The sequence below is a fragment of the Telmatobacter sp. DSM 110680 genome (genome assembly GCF_039994875.1).
Taxonomy (GTDB): Bacteria; Acidobacteriota; Terriglobia; order Terriglobales; family Acidobacteriaceae; genus Telmatobacter.
Genome location: NZ_CP121196.1, coordinates 3,211,367 through 3,230,892 on the forward strand (window position 1 = coordinate 3,211,367; position 19,526 = coordinate 3,230,892).

Here is a 19,526-nt window from a genome sequence, read left to right on the forward strand (position 1 = left end):
ACCGTGATTCTCCCGTCTGAAATCATCAAGGAGAATCTATGCTCAACGGGAAAACCATCGTATTCTTGCGGTACGCGGCAATGAAGGCGCTCGCGTTGGCCGCGCTTGCGACCGCCGTAGTGAGTTGGGCGCCTGTCGCGCCGGCACAGGTTTCAGTCAGCGTTGGCGTCGCGCCGGTCTGCCCTTACGGATATTTTGACTATCCGCCTTATGATTGCGCGCCGTATGGCTATTACGGCCCCGATTGGTTTGTGGGCGGTGTTTTCGTGGGCGCAGGACCCTGGTTCCATGGGCCGCGGGGTTTCTTCGGGCACGTCGATAACCGATACGATCCACACCATGGGTATCATGGACCGCTGCCTGAGCGTGGAGCTGAACCATTCAATCATTTTCGTGGGAACGAAGCGCGAGATGGGCGTGGACATGAGGGACAGGCTCCGCATGATGCCGGGCACGAACACGCACTGCCGGGGTATCACGGTGGTGGCGGACATCCAGGCGGACACCACTAGAGGTAGTGGAAAGCTCAGGTCTCAAGAAAACCAGGTCTCGAAGATGAGACCTGGGGCACTCGGCAAGGGGTTGGAACTGAAGCTGGGGTCATTCGAAAGTCTGCGAGAACGTGATTCGATTGCCTTCGAGGTCGAGCAGGCAGAAATTGCGAAGGCCCCAGGGATAGCTGACGGGTTCACCCAGGATGTGGGCGTTCCTGGCGAGCAATTCCGCATAAAGCGCGTCTACATCTGAGACATAGGTTCCGAAGGATCCTATGCCTTTATGCTGTTCGGTACGCGCGATCAATAAGACTGTGATCGCATCCCGATCCATGACGCCGAGATCGTCTTGCTGATAGTTGATGCGAAATCCCAAAATATCGCGATAGTAATCGACGGCTGCGGCCACATTGTCAAAAGGCAACTCTGGCAATGCTCGTCTTATGCCGTGAGGTTGCGCGTCGCGGCGGCTCGGGGAGTCCTGCCCCTGGTGATAGCTCTGGCCGAACCAGACGACGTTCCCGTCGGGATCGCGGACTTCAAACATGCGCATCTTGATCCAGTTAACTTTCTGGATTTCGCTGGGTGATGCACCGCGAGCGCGGATGGCTGCGTGCGTTGCGACGACATCATGGGATTGAAGGAACATGATTGTCGAGCCCGGAGGCTGAGGGTTTTTGAGATTCAAGTCGCCCGGCGCGAATGCTTCTTTCCCAATCTCGATACGAGCGGGTCCCAGAGTTGCTTCGTAGCCGCTCTGATGTTGTTTCACTTCGAAGCCGAGGACATCGCGGTAGAAGGCGATGCTACGTTCAATGTTTGCGGTGGCGAGAAATCGCATGACCGGATTAACAATCTTCTTGGCCTTAGGTTGTGCGTCGACTCTGGCTTTCAAAGCGCGCCAGCTAGGGTAGCCCTGCTCGCGGGCAACATGGAGAAGAGCAGTTGCGAGCTGCGCGTCAGGATCGCTCACGCGCAATTGCTGCAAGCGGGTTTTAGCGAGTTTTTTGAGATGTTCGAGCGAGGGGCGCTCGGGAAGATTTGAGTTTGCCATAGACACCTTCCTTCCAAAATTGCCCGGGTCCGCGATTCTCGGGCTGGAAGTCAGGGTCGCTGACGGAGTTTTTGCAGTACCAGGTGGGCTGAACCCTTTACGCGGACCGTCGGCCGCCTCACGGCCTTCCAAGTAAATTAACATGGCTGGCGGTGCGGAGACGAGAGTCGCTTACGATGCGGCGGACGCTTGAAGAAAAGCAGCTTCTTCGCTCACCACCCCCGAACCTACCCCAAAGAGCTCGCGCTCTTCGGGGCCCCTGAAACGTTCGGGGACCCCGTTCGCTCAGAATGACAGCGTCTCGTAATGACGCCGTTCGCTTGGAATGACAGCCGCTGGAAGTTACGCTCTTTAGCCGCGAAGGAAGTCTTTGGCTTTTTGGATTAAGACGTCGCGGCTGATGTCGGAGATGGCGTTCGTTAGCGGTATCTGCTTGGGGCAGGCCTCGACGCAGTTTTGCGCGAAACCGCATTCCTGAATTCCGCCATCGCCGGAGAGAGCGCGGAGACGTTCTTCTGCGAATACCTTGCCAGTGGGGTGATTGTTGAAGAGCTTAACTTGAGCAATGGTGGCTGCGCCGACGAACCCGGTGTCTTCGTTGAATTGCGGACAGACTTCCATGCAGCAGGTACAGGAGATGCAGTTGGAGAGCGGGTAATTGGCCTCCTGCTGCTGGGGGAATACGCGCGGGCCTGAACCCAAATCATAAGTGCCGTCGACGGGAACCCACGCCTTGACGCGCATCAGGTTTTCGAAGAGCACGGAGCGGTCAACCTGTAGATCGCGGACGAGGGGGAACTTCGAAAGCGGCGCGATCTTGATGGGCTGTTCGAGATTTTCGACAAGTGCGGAGCAGGCCATGCGGGCTTTGCCGTTGATGAGCATGGCACAGGAGCCGCAGATTTCTTCGAGGCAATTGGAGTCATAGGTGATGGGAGTGGTGTCGCGACCCTCGGCAGTGACGGGGTTGGCGGCGATCTCCATCATCGCGGATATAACGTTCATGCCGGGACGCCATTCGAGCTCGAAGTTTTCCCAGGTGGCCGGTGCGTCGGGTGTGGACTGGCGCTTGATTTCGAATTTAACGGTCTTTGCCATATTCCCTCAGGGTCCGGATCGACGGTTGGGTCGGGCCCGGGTGGTGCAATGCAAGAAGCAGATCCTTCTCTTCGCTTACCCCAACTTCGTTGGGGCCCCAAGCTGCTCCGCTCAGGATGACACTTTCACTTCTTGTGGTTCGACTACCGTTCGTGCTCCGATACGTAACGGTTGAGATTCGTGCTTTCCTACGTCTCAAAAGCGAGACATGGGGCACCCAATTTCGTGCTGATACAAACAAATGCAACTGCAGATCCTTCGACTTCGCCCAAGATGACAATACAAATTTTGTATTGTCCATTTCGGCACGACTAAAGTCGTGCCCTTTCAAGACTGTGGCACGATCCTCTACTTCGCGGCGTCGTAACGGCGCGGACGCGGTTTGATGTATTGAATGTCCACGTCTTCGAATTCGAGGCGCGGACCTTCGGGTGAGCCTGTGAAGGCGGCTTTGGTTGTCTTCAAAAACTTTTCGTCGTTGCGATCGGGGAAGTCAGGCTTGTAGTGCGCGCCGCGTGATTCGTCACGGACAAGCGCGCCTTGCACGACGCAACGCGAGAGTTCAAGCATGTTGTATAGCTGGCGGGCGAAGGCGAAGCTGGTGTTGGCCCATTGGCTCTTGTCGCTCAGGTTTACATTCTGGAAGCGATCGAGGAGTTCGACGATTTTTTCATCGGCCTGTTTCAATCCCTTGTTGTAACGAATGACGGTGGCATGCTCGGTCATGGTGACTCCGAGTTCGCGCCAGAGCTTGAAGGGATTTTCTGTGCCGGCGTTGGAGATGAGCTGCTTGTTCATCTCGGCCTGGCGTGCGAGTTCTGCCGCTGCTCCGCCATCGCCTTCGATCGCGGGCAGGCTCTTGGCGTAGTTGATGGCGATCGGGCCGACCGTGAATCCGCCGAAGATGCAACTCACTAGCGAATTGGCGCCGAGGCGATTGGCGCCGTGATACTGATACTCGCATTCACCTGCCGCAAAGAGGCCGGGGATATTCGTCATCTGGTTGAAGTCGACCCAGAGTCCGCCCATGGTGTAGTGCATGCCGGGGAAGATCTTCATCGGGACTTTGCGAGGATCGTCGCCGACGAACTTTTCGTAGATTTCGAGGATGCCTTCGAGCTTGCGGTTCAGAGTTTCTTCGTCGATGTGGGTGAGATCGAGGTAGACCATCGGCTGGCCGTCGATGCCGAGGCCGTGCTCGTAGACGATCTTGTGAATGGCGCGGGTGGCGACGTCGCGGGGGACGAGGTTGCCGTATTTCGGATACCACTCTTCAAGGAAGTAGAAGCGCTCGGACTCGGGGATCTGCTTGATGGGGCGTTTGTCGCCGGGAGTGCGCGGAACCCAGACGCGACCACCTTCGCCGCGGGCCGATTCAGACATGAGGCGCAGCTTGTCTTCGCCGGGGATAGAGGTGGGGTGGACCTGGATGAATTCGCCGTTGGCGTAGAAGGCGCCCTGCTGGAAGACCGCGGATTGCGCGGAGCCGGTGCATACGACGGAGTTTGTACTTTTGCCGAAAAGTGCACCAACGCCGCCGGTGGCAAGGATGACTGCGTCAGCGGGGAAGGCACGCAGCTCCATGGTGCGCAGGTTCATTGCGGTGATGCCGCGGCAGACGCCCTTGGAGTCGAGGATGGAAGAGAGAAATTCCCATCCTTCGTACTTTTTGACTTTGCCATCGGACTCGTAACGGCGGACTTGCTCGTCAAGCGCATAGAGAAGCTGCTGGCCTGTGGTCGCGCCAGCGAAGGCGGTGCGGTGATAGAGGGTGCCACCGAAGCGGCGGAAATCGAGGAGACCTTCTGGCGTTCGGTTGAACGGAACGCCCATGCGATCGAGCAGGTCGATGATGGCGGGCGCGGCTTCACACATAGCCTTGACGGGCGTTTGATTGGCGAGGAAGTCGCCGCCATAGATGGTGTCGTCGAAGTGCTTGTCGGTGGTGTCGCCTTCGCCTTTTAGATTTTTGGCAGCATTGATGCCGCCCTGCGCGCAGACCGAGTGGGAGCGCTTGACGGGAACGATGGAGAAGAGGTCTACGTTGCCGCCTGCTTCCGCGATTTTGATGACTGCTGCGAGCCCGGCCAAGCCTCCGCCAACCACGATGATTTTGGGTGCTGCCATTCGCTTTCGAGTCCTTTCAACTTGCCTGCAAAGATTGCAGGAGAAAACTTTTGCTAAACCTGCGCGTGTTCATGCGCGGGTTGAATGGTGTGACGGGGAATCGGTGGATCGTATTGGAACGGGGCGGCGATGCGATTCCATGTATTGATGACGGCGACGGCAGCGCTGAGCCACGCCAACTCATTTGGCGCGAAGTGCGCGGAGACAGCAGCGTAATCTTGGTCAGAGACGTGGTGTTCGGATAGGCGAGTGAGATGCTCGGTCCAGGTGAGTGCGGCCTTTTCGCGATCCGAGAAGACGCCGGCCTCGCGCCAGACGGCTAGCAGATCGAGCTTGGGAGCGTCGATTCCCATGTGACGCGATTCATTGATGTGAAGCTGGGTGCAGAAGGCGCAGCCATTCATTTGGGAGGCGCGCAGTTTGACGAGTTGCTGCAGTTCAGCATCGAGGGTTGAGTTAGCGACAGCCTGACTGAGAGCGACGATGGCGTTGTGGGCTGCGCCGGCGTAACTTTGAAACTCCTTGCTGGACATGCGCGGTTTGTTGGACATATTCAACTCCTCAACCAAGGCACGATGAAACTACGACAAGACGGGCGACGGGTGCAGATGAACGACTGCGGTGGGAACGATATCGGGAGTGTTCTGGTATTTCGGACTGACGAAGGCCCAGATGCTGGCGAGGCCCATGACGAGCAGGACAAAGCCGAAGGCTGCGCATGCATACCCAAAACGCTTGCGGGCCTGTTCTCCGGGAGTGATGCCCCACTTGGCTGCGAAAAGCCAGATGCCATAGGCAAAGTGCCAGCAGATGGCGATCATGGCGATGACATAGACAGCGAGCATGAATGGGTTGGCCAGTTCGTGCTGGACTTTTGCAAAAGCAGCGCCGGGATTCTCAGGAAGGCTGATGCCCATGAACCGCTGGCGCAGGACGTGCTGGCCGATGTAGAGGATCGCTATGAGACCGGTCCAGCGCTGTGCGACGTACATCCAGTTGCCAGCCCACGGGTAATAGACGACGTTGGACTTGCCGCGGAACCAGATGTAGAGGCCGTAGAGTCCGTGATAGAGGATGGGCAGAAAGATAAAGACCCATTCGAGGACACGGACCAAAGGCAGGCCGTTGAGGAACTTCACCTGTGCGCCGTACGCGGCGGGACCTTTGAGGGCTTCAAAGTTCGAAAGGAGGTGCTCAAGGAAAAAGGCGCCGATGGGGATGATGCCGAGGAGCGAATGGAGCTTGCGCCAGATGAAGGACGATCCCTGAGCAGCACGAAGCGGCTGCATGCCTGCGCGGAGCTTGGGCGTAGCAGGATTTTGGGCTGTTGCCATTGAAATGTGGCTCCTAAGTGCTTCGGGTCCTGATCCGGAGCGGTGAGGTATCAGATTGAGGGACGGCGTATATAGCGCAGTTACAAGTGCATTATTCGTAACGCAGATAACGATCGTCAAGCGCGGCGGACGCTAAGTATTCGGGATGTGAAAAGCGATGGCACAGATGTGCCGCGAAGTGGGTCCCGTGAAGGGAGTGATTTAGAAAGTCGTGGTGAGGCGAAGGAAGAGACTGCGTGGCGGCCCGATAGCATTGCCAGAGAAAAGCCCACCGAAATCCAGGACGTCGAGGGTGTTGTCGAGGTTCTCTGCGTCTGCCTGAATCGCGGTTGTGAATCGCTCGGAATGGTGGAGGCTTGCGCCGGCAGATGCGCTCAGCAGCGTCGCGGGAAGGATGCGACCACGATCGAAATTGAGACGACTGAGGACTTGCGGGCCGTACTGGGCGAGGACGGTATTGGGATCGCCATCGAACTCGAAGGGCAGGCCGGAGTCGAACTCGGCGCCAGCGGCGATCCATAGCCGGGGCTGAACCTGGTAGCGCGCGCGAGTGCGAAGAGTGTTGCGCTGGTCCTGCGAGTTGGGGAAATGACCGGAGAGGGAGGCGGCGTCGGAGGCCTCAGAGCCGAGGAACAGCCCACCGGTGACCGGCGACCATACATTGCCGAGCTCATAGGAATAGCTGGCAAACCCGCTGAGGCCGTGCCACGCGGGCAGTTCGAGCTTACCCTCCAATCCGTAGATGATGGCTTTGCGGAACGCGATGGGGAAGGCGATCGTGGTGTTCTGAAGTTGATTGTCGTCGGCAAAATTTGAAAGGAAACGGCGGAAGTAATTGGCATCGAAGCGGAGATGATGAGAGAAATCCTTGCTGGCGCCGATCTCATAGTAATCGCCAGTGGAGGGGTTGACGGGAAGGCGCAGGAATGTGGCGGGATCGATGGAGGCTACCTGGGAAGAACTGGAGAGGAGGATGTTGTCAGTCGAGGGCGTTTGAAAGATGCGGTCGTAGGAGGCATGGACCACCAGGAGCGCAGACGGGAAGTAGCGGGAGAGCGAGAGGCGAGGTTCGAGAGCCTGACGATTTGCGAGGAGCTGGTAGTGATCCCAACGAACGCCGGCAGCGATGGTGGCGTTGTGAAGATGGATCGTGTCCTCAAGAAATGCGGATTGCTCCAGGTCGGGGCGATTGCCGGTGAATGCAAAAGACGAGGCGGTGCCAGGAGCGAACTGCGATGGGTCGGTGATGCGGTAATTAAGGGATTCTCGAAGAGAGGCGTTGTCGGAATCGAGACCGGCTTTCCACTCGTGGTGTGCGCGATCGAAAGTAGCTTTGATGTTGAAGTAGGCTTCGCGGCAATCGTTGCGCTGGAAGATTGCGATGGGCGTGGAGACAGAATCGGAGTTGAAGTGGCTGGTCTTGTCGCGGAGCATGGCGCGCGCGTCGGCGAAGGTGTGATTGGAAATGCCGTGCTGCCAGGCGGCGGTTCCGATGGTTTCAGCGTTGCTTGCGGTTTGGCGTTGGCCTGCGGATTGCTGGACGATTTCGTTGGGAATTTCGTAGCGAGAAAATTCACGGCGAAGGGTGAATGTGAGCTTGTCGGGATCCTGCGTGTGCTCGTAGCGAAGGGCGAAGTCGCCGAGGGTGCCGGTGTTGCTGAAGTTCTGCGGGACGACGGGATTGAGATAGCGATCAGTCCGGCTGCCCCCTGCGGTTGCGGCGATGGAGTTTTTTTGGCGCGAATACTGGGTCCGACCTGATGCGCCCGCAGATGCGAAACTACCGCCGTTAAGGACAATCTGGCCATGAAGGCCTGGCTGCGGTTCCTCCGCGGTGTTGACCTCGATGACGCCACCCAATTTTCGACCATATTCGGCAGGGATTCCGGCGGTGTAGATGCTGAGCGACTGGACTTCGTCGGCTTCGATTTCCGGTCCAAAGCCGGGTGAGCGGTTGTCAGTGAGGGGGATGCCATCGATGACGAATTGAGTTTGATACTCAGAGCCGCGCGGATGCAGGACGGCGCTGCCTTCGTAGAGCCAGCCGGGCTGGGAGTTGACGAGGTCTTGCAGAGAACGGCCCGGAATGGAGCCGAGGCGGCTTTGAATTTGCTCTGTGCCGAGCATGTTGACGGATCCGGGCTGGTCGATGGCGAGCAGCGATTCTGGGGTGCGGACTGTGACGGATTCAGTGAGTGGGGTGAGTTTGAGTTGGATGGGAAGAAAAGTAGGCGTGGATGAGCGAATTTCAACAGACTGGATAACACTCGCAAACCCGGGGCGCTCGATTTGGATCCGATAGATGCCGTAGGGTAGGTGGGCGACGGTGAGAGTGCCGTCGGGATTGGTGGTCAAGTTCTTGTCGAATTGATTGGCTGGGCTGGTAATGTGAATTGCGATTTCCGCGGTGTGGCCATTGGCGTCGGTGACGAGGAGACGCACGGCTCCCTCGTTGGCTTGTCCAAAGACGAGCGTGGCGGTGCTGAGGGCAAGAACGATGAGTGACTGGAGAGTTTTGACGGTCACTTTTGGTTTGACGCGGCAATTGCCAGGGAAGGTGAAACAGCGGGTGACATTGTTAACTCGAAAGTCATCGGAAGCGAAGATAGTAATGGATGAGCTCAGATATGAAACTGGGCAAGAAGGGCTTCGAGAGCCCGGCCACGGTGGCTGAGGCTGAGTTTGGTTTGAAGATCGATTTCGGCCATGGTGCGATCGAGCTTCGGAAGATAGAAGAGCGGATCGTATCCAAAACCTCCGGTACCGCGGGGGGCGTTGAGGATCATGCCTTCGACAGTGCCGTCGGACTGATGGGTTTGCTTGCCATCGACAGCGGCAACCAGTGCGCAATGATAGCGCGCAGTGCGACGGGCTGACGGAACTCCGTCGAGGCGCTGCAGGAGGACGATGTTGTTCCAGACGTCGGTGTTGTCGTTTGCATCTGGCGAATCAACCAGGCCTGCGTCGGCGGCAAATCGGGCGGAGCGGACGCCGGGAGCGCCGGAGATTGCGTCGACTTCCAGCCCTGAGTCGTCCGCAAGGACGATGGCGCCGGGAGCGAATTGGGAATAGTAGACGGCTTTAATGGTGGCGTTTTCGGCGAAGGTTTCACCGTCCTCTTCGGGCGCCTCGATATCAGCGAGATCGGGGAGCGGATCGATGGACACGGCGTGCGTTTCGGCGGCGGTGCGGAAGTCGCGCAGCTTTCCTTTGCTGGTGGTGGCGACGAACAGGCGAAGGGGCATCCCTCAAAGTTTAAGCCACCGGAGGCGTGTGGAGTCCTGTGGAGGTGCGGTTAAGGCAAAAGCAGATCCTTCGCTTCGCTTACCCAACTTCGTTTCGGCCCCAAGCTGCTCCGCTCAGGATGACACTTCGTGGTAGGTGCGGCAGGTTGAGTGGGGCGATGAGCGCTTGGATGGTGCGTGGAAAAGCAGATCCTTCGCTTCGCTTACCCCAACTTCGTCGGGGCCCCAAGCTGCTCCGCCCAGGATGACGGGTCTTTCCTTCGTGCGCGCGATCGCTCTGAGTCGAATAAAAGCAGCACAAGGTGAGGAGCGCACCGTAGGATGGCTGGGGAAGTTCAGACGACGAATTTAAAGGGCGGGATATGCCGGCGATTCTAGCGGGGATTGGGTGGCACATGGTGGGGGCGGCATCGGCCGCTTCGTTTTATGCGCCGATTGAGAAGGTGAAGCGATGGTCGTGGGAGACGACATGGGCGGTCGCAGGGATTTTCTCGTGGGTGCTGCTGCCGATCAGCGTGAGTTATGTTTTGCTGCCACATTTCGGCGGGTTTTATAGTTCGATTCCATCGGGCGTGTTGGTGAAGATGGCGCTGTTTGGCGCGATGTGGGGCGTAGGGAATGTGAGCTATGGGCTTACGATGCGGCACCTGGGGATGTCTTTGGGAATCGGCATTGCCATCGGAGTGACACTGGTCGTGGGCACGCTGGTGCCTCCTCTGATTCATGGGCAGGCGGCGATGCTGTTTCAGACGCGCGGCGGACTGTTGAATATGGCGGGTGTGGTGGTCGCGCTCATCGGCGTGTCGATCGTTTCGTATGCCGGGCACATGAAAGAGATGCAGTTGAAGAGTGGGGGGCCGACAGAGTTCAACGTAATGCTGGGGCTGGCGCTAGCGGTGATGTGCGGGATTTTTTCTTCGGGCATGTCGTTCGCGATGGACGCTGCACATCCGCTTAAGGATGCCGCGGAGGCGGTGGGGGTGAAACATCTCTATTCCGCTTTGCCGGCTTACGTTTTCATCATGGGTGGAGGCGCGCTGGTGAACTTTGCCTATTGTTTTGGACGGCTGGTAGTGGTGAAGAAGATCTCATTGAAGGAAGATCTGCGCCAGCCGCAAGGAACGGTGTTTCGGAATGCGGCCTTGGCGGCAACCGGCGGAATCATGTGGTATCTGCAGTTCTTCTTCTATGCATGGGGGCAGGCAAATATTCCGGATCGCCTAAGCTACGTGAACTGGATGCTGCATATGAGCGGCTACGTGCTGTTCGGAGGCATCGTGGGGTTTGCATTGGGGGAGTGGGCGGGAGTTTCGAGCCGCTCGACCCGGCTGCTGTGGGTGGGAATCGCGGTGATTATTGCCGCGGCGAACCTGGTGGGTCTGGGGCTGGCGTCGTAGCGGCTGCCTCTTCACGACAGCCGCTCGATACGGAATTTATTTGGAGGCGGGAGCTTTTGCGGATTTTCCTCCGGGTGCCTTCGCTGCGCGGGCACCAGCAGCCTTGGCGTCGGCTTCCGTCATGAATTTGCCGTTCTTTGTAGTGCCGTAGGTGGAGTCTGTGGAGAAGTGATAGACCTTGGTGTTGAGGTTGACCCAGACGAGTCCTTTGGCCTTGGCACTTGCGATGTCCGCTGAGGAAGGTGCCGGAGCTGGAGGGGTCTTAGCGGCTTTCGGAGCAGGGGTAGTTGTTTTGGAGGGGGTGGGCGCCTGCGCCAGAATCAGGCTGGCGCCGAGAAGGGAGCTAAGAGCCAGGGCTCGCACGATTTTCATAGATGTTTACCTTTCGAAGAGCATTCGGATGTGGGAACGGATCGCAAGCAACGGGATCCGAGCAAAAGGGGTTGTTCCCCAACCCGCAGAGAAGTGTCGCACGGAGCGTTGCAATTGGCGAGTAAATCCTCAGAAAAGAAATTGGGGCAAACTTGTTTGGAGCTTGCCCCATCCGTGATCTTGCAATGCGACGCGGCGCAGTTTAGTCGATAGTCTGGTTGAGTCGGAGGTCACGCGAAGAAGCGCCTACACTGACGGTGCGCTTGCCGGTCGGGGTTGCCCACTTTTGATCCTTGGTGGACCAGTACTGGAGCTGGCGCGGTGCCACCTGAAACGAAACGGTTTTGGACTCACCGGCACTAAGGTGGATGCGATCGAAAGCAACCAGTGAGCGGACAGGGAACTGCACGCCTTCCGGAACTTCGCCGGGTGCGCTGAGGTAGACCTGCGGCACTTCGTCAGAGGCGGCAGAGCCGGTGTTCTTGATGCTGACTTTGATATTGATGCCGCCATCGCTGGATTTGACGACGTTGAGAGCAGAGTATTCGAAGGCGGTATAGCTGAGGCCATGTCCGAAGGCGAAGAGCGGTTCAATGTTTTCTTTGTCGAACCAGCGGTAGCCGACGTTGACTCCCTCGCTGTAAGTTGTCTTGTGATCGACGCCCTTCTTGGAGCGCTCGGGATGCTTGGGATCTGTGGCGGGATAGTCTGTCAGACTCTTGCCCCAAGTGACGGGGAGTCGTCCGGCGGGACTGGTTTTGCCGAGGAGGATGTTAGCTGTCGACCAGCCGCCTTCGTCGCCAGGCCACCACATTTCAAGAACTGCCTTTACCTTGTCGACCCACGGGAGTGCGACGGGCTGGCTGGTATTGAGAACGACGACGGTGTTGGGATTGACGGCGGCGATTTCTTCGACGAGTTTGTTCTGCTCGCCGGGTAAACCGAAGACCGGCTCGAGGCGGGTCCAGAGAAATACTACGGCGACCTTGGCGTTTTTGGCGGCGGCGATCGCATGTTCGTGATCAGCCTTGCGCTGTTCAGGCGTGTACCAGTTGAGACGAACCTGGACGGGCTGGTTGGAACTGTCGGGGCTGGTGGTGACTTCGATGGCGTGAGGACCGGCTGTAAGCTCAATGGCGCGGCGAACGTTGTCGAGGCGGTCGGTTGTGGGGATGGCGTTGTCCTGATTGGCCTGGAGGATGTCGCCGTGCACGCCGCCCTGGAATGCGCCAGTGGAGGCGAGACGTTTGCCATCGAGCGAAATGCGCGCGTTGGTGCCCATGGCCTGCAGGTAGATCCAGTAGGTGCCGGCATGGGGCGGAGTGAGAGTGCCTTTCCACATGACTACAGAGTTGGGCGGAAGAGGGTTGCCGCCTTTGACGGTGAAGTCGAGTTGCGGATCAGTCTGCGTGGCGGCGCTGGCGGAGGTTCCTGAAGTGGAGACGATGGCGCGCTGGAGACCGGGCTTGCCTTCGTGGCTGAACGCGGTGGCAGGGATCGTGGTGCCGGTCATATCGTCATCGACTGCGAAACCGATGTCGGAGTTGCCGGAAATTCTCTTCATCGCGTCGAGCGGACCGATCTGGCGATCGGGTAATCCAACTGACCGTTCGCCGTTGATGCCGATGGAGTCGACTTGTGAGGCGGTGGGGCCGATGAGGACAACGGAGTCGAGTTCGTCGTGCTTCAGGGGAAGGACGCTGCCTTCATTCTTGAGCAAGACGGCCGCGTCTTCGCCGGTCTTCTCGATGATCTTTGCATTGGCTTCGATGGACTGCGTGGTGAAGTCGTGCTTGGACTTGCCGTCGAGATAGCCGAAGTGAACGATTTCGTAGAGAACGCGGCCTGCAGCACGGGTGACGGTGGCTTCAGTGACGCTGCCGTCTTTCAGGGCTTCGGGCATCTTCTTTGGGTCGAGCTTGACACCGAAGTCGCCGCCCAAGCCACGAACGGGAGCAGGCTCCTCAGGAATGTGCCCGCCGAACATGGATTCGTTGAGTTCAGCTGTTTCTTTAGCGTCTCGGTGCGGCGGAGGCGGGGGTGGTTGCAAGGAATCGAAGAAGGAGGGGATCATCGAGCCCATGGGGCCGGGCTGTCCGCCGGGCATCTCCATGTCGAGGCCGGCGTTGATGAAGCTGACGGCGTGCACCGCACCCCAATCAGAAGTGACGAAGCCCTTGAAGCCAATTTGATCGCGAAGGATGGTGGTAAGGGAATCCTTGTTGCCGCAGGCGAAGGTGCCGTTGAGGCGGTTGTAGGAACACATGATGGAGGAGACGTCGGCGCGGCGGATGGCGGCGTCAAAGGGGGCTACATAGACCTCGTGCAGAGTTTGATCGTCTATGAAGGTGCTTCCGGCGTCGGAATCGTATCCAACATAGTGCTTGATCTGCGCCATGACATGCTGCGACTGGATGCCTTTGACTTCGCCGACAGCCATTTCGCTGGTGAGGAAGGGATCTTCGCCGAAGGTGTTGTAGCCGCGGCCGAACTCAAGATCGCGATCGATGTTGACGAAGGGCTGCAACGCGACGTCGATGCCGAGCGCGCGAGCTTCGCGACCGATGACGAGGCCGTTGTCTTCCGCATCTTTAATGCTGAATGTGGCGGCGACGCCCATCGTGGCGGTTTCGCCCTGCGATGGATGGCGGGTAAGCACGCCGGGAGGCCCGTCAGCAAAGCGAAGACCTGGGATGTGGAGACGCGGGATGCCAGCGAGATATCCGGCCTGTCCCTGGTAGACCGATGGGTCTTCTTTTGTTCCGTGAATCAGGGTTAGCTTCTCTTCCAGAGTCATCTGGCTCAGGAGCTTGTCGACGCGGGCATCTCCGGTGACGACGGGAACAGATTGAGCGAGCGCAAAGGTTGTGGCTGTCGCGAACAACGCAGTAGCGGCTAAACCGCGAATGATCAAGCGTGAAATCTGGAATGAACCGGTGTGAAGTTGATGCACGATTGCCCCCTTGAAAGCGCTTCCCAGCCAGATAAACGATTGATCTGACCGCAGAGCCGTTACGGCAAGCAAGTGTATAGCAAGGGGGCTGGATCATGTTGTGCTCTGCAGGGGCATTACTTACTAGGTTGATGTCTCAGTAGCCGATGGTGAACTGTTCGCGCTCGTGGGCTGGTGTTTCAAGTTCGTCGACGAGAGCGATGGCGTAGTCCTCCATGGAGATGCGACTGTTGCCTTGTGCGTCGGCGACAAGTTTGTTGGTTTCGAGGCGGAACTTGCCGGTGCGCGTGCCGGGCTCAAAGAAGGCAGCGGGACTGAAGTAGGTCCAGTTGATATCGGAGTTCTTGAGCAGCTCAAGTGCTTTTTCGTGCGAGGTGGCGATGGGAATCCATTCAGCGGGAAGATGGCCGGATTGTAGGAGAGTCACACCGGGAGCGACTTCGAGTGATCCGGCGCCACCGACGACAATGAGACGAATGTTTTTGCCGGCTTTGCGGACGGCTTCAATCTGGCGCTCGGTCACACCGAGTAGCTGATCGGTGTCGTCCTGGGGCGGAGCGTAGGCGCTGACAATTGCGTCTGATCCGGCAATGATCCAGGCTATTTTGTTTACGTCGCTGAGGTCGTCTTTCACGCTCTTTGCGTTCGCGGGAAGGCCGACCGGATTGCGTGCGACCGCGGTGACGCTGTGATTGCGCGAGAGGAGTTCAGTAAGAATGCGGATACCGGATTTCCCGGTGGCGCCGTAGAGCACTACGTTCATTTGGGTCTCCTGACAGATGGGGTCTGCCTTCTGCTTTGATGTTGGCGAGAAAGAATCGCTTCTTGAAATCTCGATGGAGATTGGAAGATCAATAGCAGATCCTTCACTCCGCTTACCCCAGCTGTGTCGGGGGCCCAAGCTTCTCGCTCAGGATGACACCGGGTGGGTTGTGGTCAGTTCCGGCAGTGGGAGGTCTTTATCGAGGCCGGTAACGAGAAGATCTTTGCGCAGTTTTTCGATGGTGGAGAACTGGATGGCAACCATGCCGAGTGCTCGAGCCGCGTCGATGTTGGGCTGCTTGTCGTCGATGAAGAGGGATTCCCCGGGGCGCGTGCCGAGACGGTCGAGAGTTAACTGATAGATTGCAGGGTCTGGCTTGGCCATGTTGTGCTGATAGCTCCAGACGAGCACATCGAAGCGGGGGAGCCAGTCAAATTCGCGTTCAATGTTGGCAAGTACCGTATCGCCCATGTTGGAGAGGATGGCGGTGCGGATGCCGTGCTGCTTGAGCTGCTGCTGCCAGGCGAGCATGGCAGGATTTTGCGTGGTCCACATGCGCGCGTCCCAAAGGTTGAGCTCGTCGATGGCGTTGGCGTCGAGGTTGAGTTTGGCATCGCGGACAATGTTCTGCCAGAACTGTAGGCCGGTCAGTTTGCCTTCGTCGTATGCGTGGCGGTCTGCCCAGTAGATGGCTTCGAATCTATCGTGAGGCAGGCCAGTGATGCGGAGCATAGCGTCGTGCGCCGCGGCGCTCGGTTGTCCTGTTAGAACCATTCCATAGTCGAAGATGACCGCGCGCAGAGCCAATGTTCCTCCTGTGTGGGCGACCTGTATTGTTGAGGGGACGCTTGCTTCTATTGTAGTGAACGTGAAACAGGGAGCGGGGAGTAGGGAAAGATGAAGCAGGGAATAGGGACCAGGGAGTAACAGGCAAAGACAGCGATGACGTTTTCTCAACGAACGAACTGGAATACAGAGGAGAGTGCGCTTGCGCGGGCGCATAGGACGCGCGTTCAAGCAGGACTGCCGGTTGCCGATCTTACGGCTTCGAACCCTACGCGATGTGGTTTTTCTTATGATGTGCAATTGCTTGCGGCTCTGACGGATGCGAAGGCTCTGGACTATGATCCGCAGCCGCTTGGGTTGCTGCACACGCGCGAGGCGGTGTGCAAATACTACGCGGACCATGGGGTGACGATCCCTCCGGAGCGGGTAGTTCTGACGACAAGTACTAGCGAGGCGTACAGCTTTCTGTTCAAGCTGCTTTGCGATCCGGGTTCTGAGATCGTGGTGCCGTTGCCGGGTTATCCGCTGTTTGATTTTCTGGCGGTTCTGGACGATGTGCGCGTCAAGGCAGTGCGGCTGGTGTACGACCACGGATGGCAGATTGAGCCCGAAGGATTTCGCCGGGCGCTTACTCCGGAGACTCGGGCGATCGTGCTGGTACATCCGAATAATCCTACGGGCCACTTTACGAAAACATGGGAGGCCGAAGAACTCGCGATGATGTGCCGGGAGCGAGGGATTGCGCTGATTGTGGACGAGGTTTTTCTGGACTACGCGTTTAGCGCGGAGAAGGCAGTCAGCTTTGCGGTGGGACTTGAAGGCATTGACCTGTATGTTGTGAGCGGGCTGAGCAAGATTGCGGGGTTGCCGCAGATGAAAGCTGCGTGGGTGGTGGCCACGGGGCCTAACGCGGGGCAGGCCATGGAGCGGCTGGAAGTGATTGCGGATACGTTCCTCTCGATGAATGCGCCGGTGCAGGGTGCTATCCCGAACTGGATTGCCGGACGGAAAGCGATTCAGCGGGAGATTGGGGAGCGGGTGAAGGCTAACCTGGCGGTACTGGATAAGCAGTTAGGGGCGATACCCGCAGTCCGGCGTCTGGAGGTGGAAGGTGGGTGGTATGCGGTGCTGCGGATTCCAGCGCTGCAGACGGATGAGATGACAGTGCTTAGGTTGCTGGAGCGCGGGGTTTGGGTTCATCCGGGGTATTTCTTCGGGATGGATGAGGCGGGTTGGCTGGTGATTAGTCTCCTTGGGCCTGTTGAGGAATTCAGAACAGGAGTGAGGGTGCTTGTTGACTATTTCAGAACGCATCAAGGAGATAACAATTGTCTACCTGAGGTTGAAGCGCAACTTTGATAGTCGGGCGTATATTGATGAAAATAAGTGATATTGATCTGATAGGTTGAAGTGATTATTGAAGGAATGAATTAGTTCTTCGTTCGGCTCCAATAGTGGTTGCAGGGCCGTGGCCGGGAACGACTTTAGTGTCGTCTGGCAAGGTGAGCAGACGGGAGTGGATGGAATCGATGATCTGCTCGTGATCGCCTCCGGGCAGGTCGGTTCGCCCGATGCTACCAGCGAATAAGGTGTCTCCGGCAAGGACCATCTTGAGCGGCACGAAATGAAGGCAAATAGAGCCCTGGGTGTGGCCGGGAGTGTGGATGATTTGGGCGGGATAATTCTCCAGTCCGACTCGCTGGCCCTCGTTGAGGGTTTCGTCGGGCGGAGCGGTGTCAGGTGTTTCAATGCCGAGCCACGCTGCCTGCGCAGCCATGATTTGCATAAGGGGGAGATCGTTCTCGTTGAGATAGATGGGGGCGCCGGTGAGGGTTTTAAGCTTGAGCGCTCCGCCCACGTGATCGATATGAGCGTGGGTGATGAGGATCTGTTTGAGAGTGAGGCCGAGAGCGTTGAGACGGCGATGGATGCGGCCGATTTCGTCGCCGGGGTCAATGACGATGGCCTCGCGGGTTTCCTCGTCGCCAAGCAAGGTGCAGTTGCATTGCAGCGGGCCGACAGGAAACGTTTCGAGGATCATGGGTTCATTGTAGAGCTGGGACGGTTGGGATTGAGTTCAAAGCAGAAGAGGCAGACCTGTTAGGTCTGCCTCTGGATTCCCTCAGGGGCCAAAGCCCCCTTCTTCGATGTGCTGTTACAGGCGGAAGCCCGTACCCATATGATTTGCTACTTGCCGGGCTTGGCCGGTGCAGATGCTGGCGCGGGTTTGACGTCTTCGAGCACTGAATGCGACTTGGTGGAGCGCACGAACAGGACGGTCAACGAGAGCGATGTAATCATAAAGATGATCGCGGACCAGCTGGTGAGCCGGGTGAGTACGTTGGCCGCGGCGCGGGGTCCGAAGGCGGTCTGTGAGCCCTGGCCACCGAAGGCGCCGGCGAGATCGGCTGAGCGGCCCTGCTGCAGGAGGACAACTCCGATGAGAAACAGGCTGACGATGACATGGAGCACGACGACGAAGTAGAAGAGAATCTGCATTGCGAAAGCTGCTTTCAAAAGCCTTACCCGGTTGGTCCGGGCAGGAGAGTCTTTGGTGCGGAGGAGGGGACTTGAACCCCTATGCCTTGTGGGCGCTAGCACCTCAAGCTAGTGCGTCTGCCAATTTCGCCACCTCCGCGAGGTGAACCTATTGAGTATACCAAAAGGCAGGGGTGCGGTGAGGATGGGTCACCGACCTGAAGAGAGCAGCAAAACTGGCTCGATCCGCAGATTTGCGGTGCAGTGCGGTCGAAATGCAAAAGCAGATCCTTCGCTCCGCTTACCCCAACTTTGTGGGGCCCAGACTGCTCCGCTCAGGATGACGGTTCGTTGGTGGTGCGAGAGGTTGAGTTGGGTGCGATCGTCATGGATAGAGCAAAGCAAAAGCAGATCCTTCGCTCCGCTTACCCCAACTCTGTTGGGGCCCCAAGCTGCTCCGCTCAGGATGACACTTCGTGGTGGGTGCGGGAGGTTGAGTCGGGCGCGATCGTCATGGATGGGGCGAAGTAAAAGCAGGTCCCCTTCGGCTTCGCTCAGGGCAGGCTTTCGGCTCCGCTTACCCCAACTTTGTTGGGGCCCCAAGCTGCTCCGCTCAGGATGACATTTCCAGTTCGTGCCTCAGTGCATTCTTGCGCGCATACGTTTCTCGGCGTCGGCGGACCAGTATTTGCAGTCGAGGCGGATGAAGACTGAGGAGTAAGGAATGGTCATGGTGGTTTTGAGGACGAGGACGTGGAATTCCTGGCTTGTCGCGTTGATCTGAGAGATGACGCGTTCGTGCAACATGGATTCGATGGTGTAGTCGCCGAGAAGTTCTGTGACCTGGGTGCGATAGGCCGAGGCGCCCGGAGCGTCGTCGTCCGAGACGAAGGGGAGTTCCTTATCCATGTAGATGAGCGGGCGAACATGAATGGAATTGTTGACGGCGCCGAGTACATAGCGCAACACGTCGAGGTGCGAAGCGTTGGTTTCGATTGTCTCGACGCCGGGTGATGATTGGAGCGGGTAGGCGGAGTCAACGATGAGGATCCAGTTGCGGTGGCCCAGGAGCGGCATCGATTCATTGACTTTATTCTGCCAGCTAGCTTGTGCGTATGCGGGGACTGCAAAAACGACTGACGCAAGAAAGATCGCGGCCAGGGCAAGAGGGCATTTACGCATGGGAACCTCCCGAAACGAAACTTAGCAACACGATCACTCTACTGCACTGATACGGGCGTCGATGAAGAACCCAGCGCGTTATCAGCGCATGTGTCGTGATGCTAAGATGATGACCACTTCCTCGGTACCCGTGGCTCATGCTGATTGGTTTTGAGATCGCGTCACTCTTTTCATTTCGTCCTTACTGAGCTATGGCCAGTAAAAAATCGCAATCTGATGCTGTGATCCTTTGAAGATGGAAGG

General features: G+C 57.8%; 17 protein-coding genes and 1 tRNA gene. 3 read left to right on the plus strand and 15 right to left on the minus strand.

All coding sequences use genetic code 11. The features are described 5' to 3' along the window. The first annotated feature begins 38 nt into the window (after positions 1 to 38). Positions 39 to 512: a hypothetical protein gene (locus P8935_RS13260; RefSeq protein WP_348260772.1), complete on the plus strand. Its 474-nt coding sequence runs from the start codon at positions 39 to 41 to the stop codon at positions 510 to 512. A gap of 88 nt (positions 513 to 600) precedes the next feature. Here P8935_RS13260 and P8935_RS13265 read toward each other — a convergent pair whose 3' ends face one another. From P8935_RS13265 to P8935_RS13295, 7 genes are all read right to left on the minus strand, one after another. Continuing rightward, positions 601 to 1,548: a VOC family protein gene (locus P8935_RS13265; RefSeq protein WP_348260773.1), complete on the minus strand. Its 948-nt coding sequence runs from the start codon at positions 1,546 to 1,548 to the stop codon at positions 601 to 603. 351 nt (positions 1,549 to 1,899) lie between these two features. Continuing rightward, complete coding sequence (gene sdhB, locus P8935_RS13270) at positions 1,900 to 2,646, minus strand: succinate dehydrogenase iron-sulfur subunit (RefSeq protein ID WP_348260774.1); 747 nt, start codon at positions 2,644 to 2,646, stop codon at positions 1,900 to 1,902. Positions 2,647 to 2,994: 348 nt separating this feature from the next. Continuing rightward, positions 2,995 to 4,773, minus strand: a complete 1,779-nt coding sequence (sdhA, locus tag P8935_RS13275; protein WP_348260775.1) for a succinate dehydrogenase flavoprotein subunit — start codon at positions 4,771 to 4,773, stop codon at positions 2,995 to 2,997. A 53-nt stretch (positions 4,774 to 4,826) separates the two neighbouring features. Next, positions 4,827 to 5,324, minus strand: a complete 498-nt coding sequence (locus P8935_RS13280) for a carboxymuconolactone decarboxylase family protein (RefSeq protein WP_348260776.1) — start codon at positions 5,322 to 5,324, stop codon at positions 4,827 to 4,829. Positions 5,325 to 5,354: 30 nt separating this feature from the next. Next, positions 5,355 to 6,107 (minus strand): succinate dehydrogenase, encoded by a 753-nt coding sequence (locus tag P8935_RS13285; RefSeq protein ID WP_348260777.1) that lies wholly within the window; start codon positions 6,105 to 6,107, stop codon positions 5,355 to 5,357. Positions 6,108 to 6,308: 201 nt separating this feature from the next. Beyond that, positions 6,309 to 8,633, minus strand: coding sequence for a TonB-dependent receptor (locus P8935_RS13290; RefSeq protein WP_348260778.1), 2,325 nt, complete (start codon positions 8,631 to 8,633; stop codon positions 6,309 to 6,311). 95 nt (positions 8,634 to 8,728) lie between these two features. Next, entirely contained in the window at positions 8,729 to 9,352 is a 624-nt protein-coding gene (locus P8935_RS13295; RefSeq protein WP_348260779.1) for a non-canonical purine NTP pyrophosphatase, read from the minus strand. 362 nt (positions 9,353 to 9,714) lie between these two features. On the opposite strand from P8935_RS13295, the gene P8935_RS13300 reads away from it, so the two are divergent. Next, positions 9,715 to 10,749 carry an L-rhamnose/proton symporter RhaT gene (locus P8935_RS13300; RefSeq protein ID WP_348260780.1) on the plus strand — a complete coding sequence of 345 codons (1,035 nt, stop codon included), beginning with the start codon at positions 9,715 to 9,717 and terminating at the stop codon, positions 10,747 to 10,749. Between the two features lie 36 nt (positions 10,750 to 10,785). Here P8935_RS13300 and P8935_RS13305 read toward each other — a convergent pair whose 3' ends face one another. From P8935_RS13305 to P8935_RS13320, 4 genes are all read right to left on the minus strand, one after another. Continuing rightward, entirely contained in the window at positions 10,786 to 11,121 is a 336-nt protein-coding gene (locus P8935_RS13305; RefSeq protein WP_348260781.1) for a hypothetical protein, read from the minus strand. A 202-nt stretch (positions 11,122 to 11,323) separates the two neighbouring features. Beyond that, entirely contained in the window at positions 11,324 to 14,074 is a 2,751-nt protein-coding gene (locus tag P8935_RS13310; RefSeq protein WP_348260782.1) for a glycoside hydrolase family 3 C-terminal domain-containing protein, read from the minus strand. 136 nt (positions 14,075 to 14,210) lie between these two features. Beyond that, positions 14,211 to 14,837 (minus strand): NAD(P)H-binding protein, encoded by a 627-nt coding sequence (locus tag P8935_RS13315; RefSeq protein ID WP_348260783.1) that lies wholly within the window; start codon positions 14,835 to 14,837, stop codon positions 14,211 to 14,213. Between the two features lie 147 nt (positions 14,838 to 14,984). Next, positions 14,985 to 15,644, minus strand: coding sequence for an HAD family phosphatase (locus tag P8935_RS13320; RefSeq protein WP_348260784.1), 660 nt, complete (start codon positions 15,642 to 15,644; stop codon positions 14,985 to 14,987). Positions 15,645 to 15,779: 135 nt separating this feature from the next. Between P8935_RS13320 and P8935_RS13325 the strand changes: the two genes are divergently transcribed. Beyond that, positions 15,780 to 16,982, plus strand: coding sequence for a pyridoxal phosphate-dependent aminotransferase (locus P8935_RS13325; RefSeq protein WP_348260785.1), 1,203 nt, complete (start codon positions 15,780 to 15,782; stop codon positions 16,980 to 16,982). A gap of 55 nt (positions 16,983 to 17,037) precedes the next feature. On the opposite strand, the gene P8935_RS13330 is transcribed toward P8935_RS13325, so the two are convergent. The 4 genes from P8935_RS13330 to P8935_RS13345 form a co-directional block, all read right to left on the minus strand. Beyond that, on the minus strand, positions 17,038 to 17,664 hold the full coding sequence (locus tag P8935_RS13330) for an MBL fold metallo-hydrolase (RefSeq protein WP_348260786.1): 627 nt from the start codon (positions 17,662 to 17,664) through the stop codon (positions 17,038 to 17,040). A 146-nt stretch (positions 17,665 to 17,810) separates the two neighbouring features. Next, a complete protein-coding gene (gene secG, locus P8935_RS13335; RefSeq protein WP_348260787.1) occupies positions 17,811 to 18,122 on the minus strand; it encodes a preprotein translocase subunit SecG in 312 nt (103 codons plus the stop codon). 53 nt (positions 18,123 to 18,175) lie between these two features. After that, positions 18,176 to 18,261: transfer RNA gene (locus P8935_RS13340), tRNA-Leu, on the minus strand. Positions 18,262 to 18,740: 479 nt separating this feature from the next. After that, positions 18,741 to 19,283, minus strand: coding sequence for a hypothetical protein (locus P8935_RS13345; protein ID WP_348260788.1), 543 nt, complete (start codon positions 19,281 to 19,283; stop codon positions 18,741 to 18,743). Positions 19,284 to 19,526 lie beyond the last annotated feature (243 nt).

Coding starts and splice junctions, on each gene's coding strand:
- P8935_RS13305 (WP_348260781.1), bottom strand. CDS start 11,121: ATGAAAATCGTGCGAGCCCTGGCTCTTAGCTCCCTTCTCGGCGCCAGC.
- P8935_RS13295 (WP_348260779.1), bottom strand. CDS start 9,352: ATGCCCCTTCGCCTGTTCGTCGCCACCACCAGCAAAGGAAAGCTGCGC.
- P8935_RS13280 (WP_348260776.1), bottom strand. CDS start 5,324: ATGTCCAACAAACCGCGCATGTCCAGCAAGGAGTTTCAAAGTTACGCC.
- P8935_RS13315 (WP_348260783.1), bottom strand. CDS start 14,837: ATGAACGTAGTGCTCTACGGCGCCACCGGGAAATCCGGTATCCGCATT.
- P8935_RS13345 (WP_348260788.1), bottom strand. CDS start 19,283: ATGCGTAAATGCCCTCTTGCCCTGGCCGCGATCTTTCTTGCGTCAGTC.
- P8935_RS13265 (WP_348260773.1), bottom strand. CDS start 1,548: ATGGCAAACTCAAATCTTCCCGAGCGCCCCTCGCTCGAACATCTCAAA.
- P8935_RS13300 (WP_348260780.1), top strand. CDS start 9,715: ATGCCGGCGATTCTAGCGGGGATTGGGTGGCACATGGTGGGGGCGGCA.
- P8935_RS13260 (WP_348260772.1), top strand. CDS start 39: ATGCTCAACGGGAAAACCATCGTATTCTTGCGGTACGCGGCAATGAAG.
- P8935_RS13325 (WP_348260785.1), top strand. CDS start 15,780: ATGACGTTTTCTCAACGAACGAACTGGAATACAGAGGAGAGTGCGCTT.
- secG (WP_348260787.1), bottom strand. CDS start 18,122: ATGCAGATTCTCTTCTACTTCGTCGTCGTGCTCCATGTCATCGTCAGC.
- sdhB (WP_348260774.1), bottom strand. CDS start 2,646: ATGGCAAAGACCGTTAAATTCGAAATCAAGCGCCAGTCCACACCCGAC.
- sdhA (WP_348260775.1), bottom strand. CDS start 4,773: ATGGCAGCACCCAAAATCATCGTGGTTGGCGGAGGCTTGGCCGGGCTC.
- P8935_RS13285 (WP_348260777.1), bottom strand. CDS start 6,107: ATGGCAACAGCCCAAAATCCTGCTACGCCCAAGCTCCGCGCAGGCATG.
- P8935_RS13330 (WP_348260786.1), bottom strand. CDS start 17,664: ATGATCCTCGAAACGTTTCCTGTCGGCCCGCTGCAATGCAACTGCACC.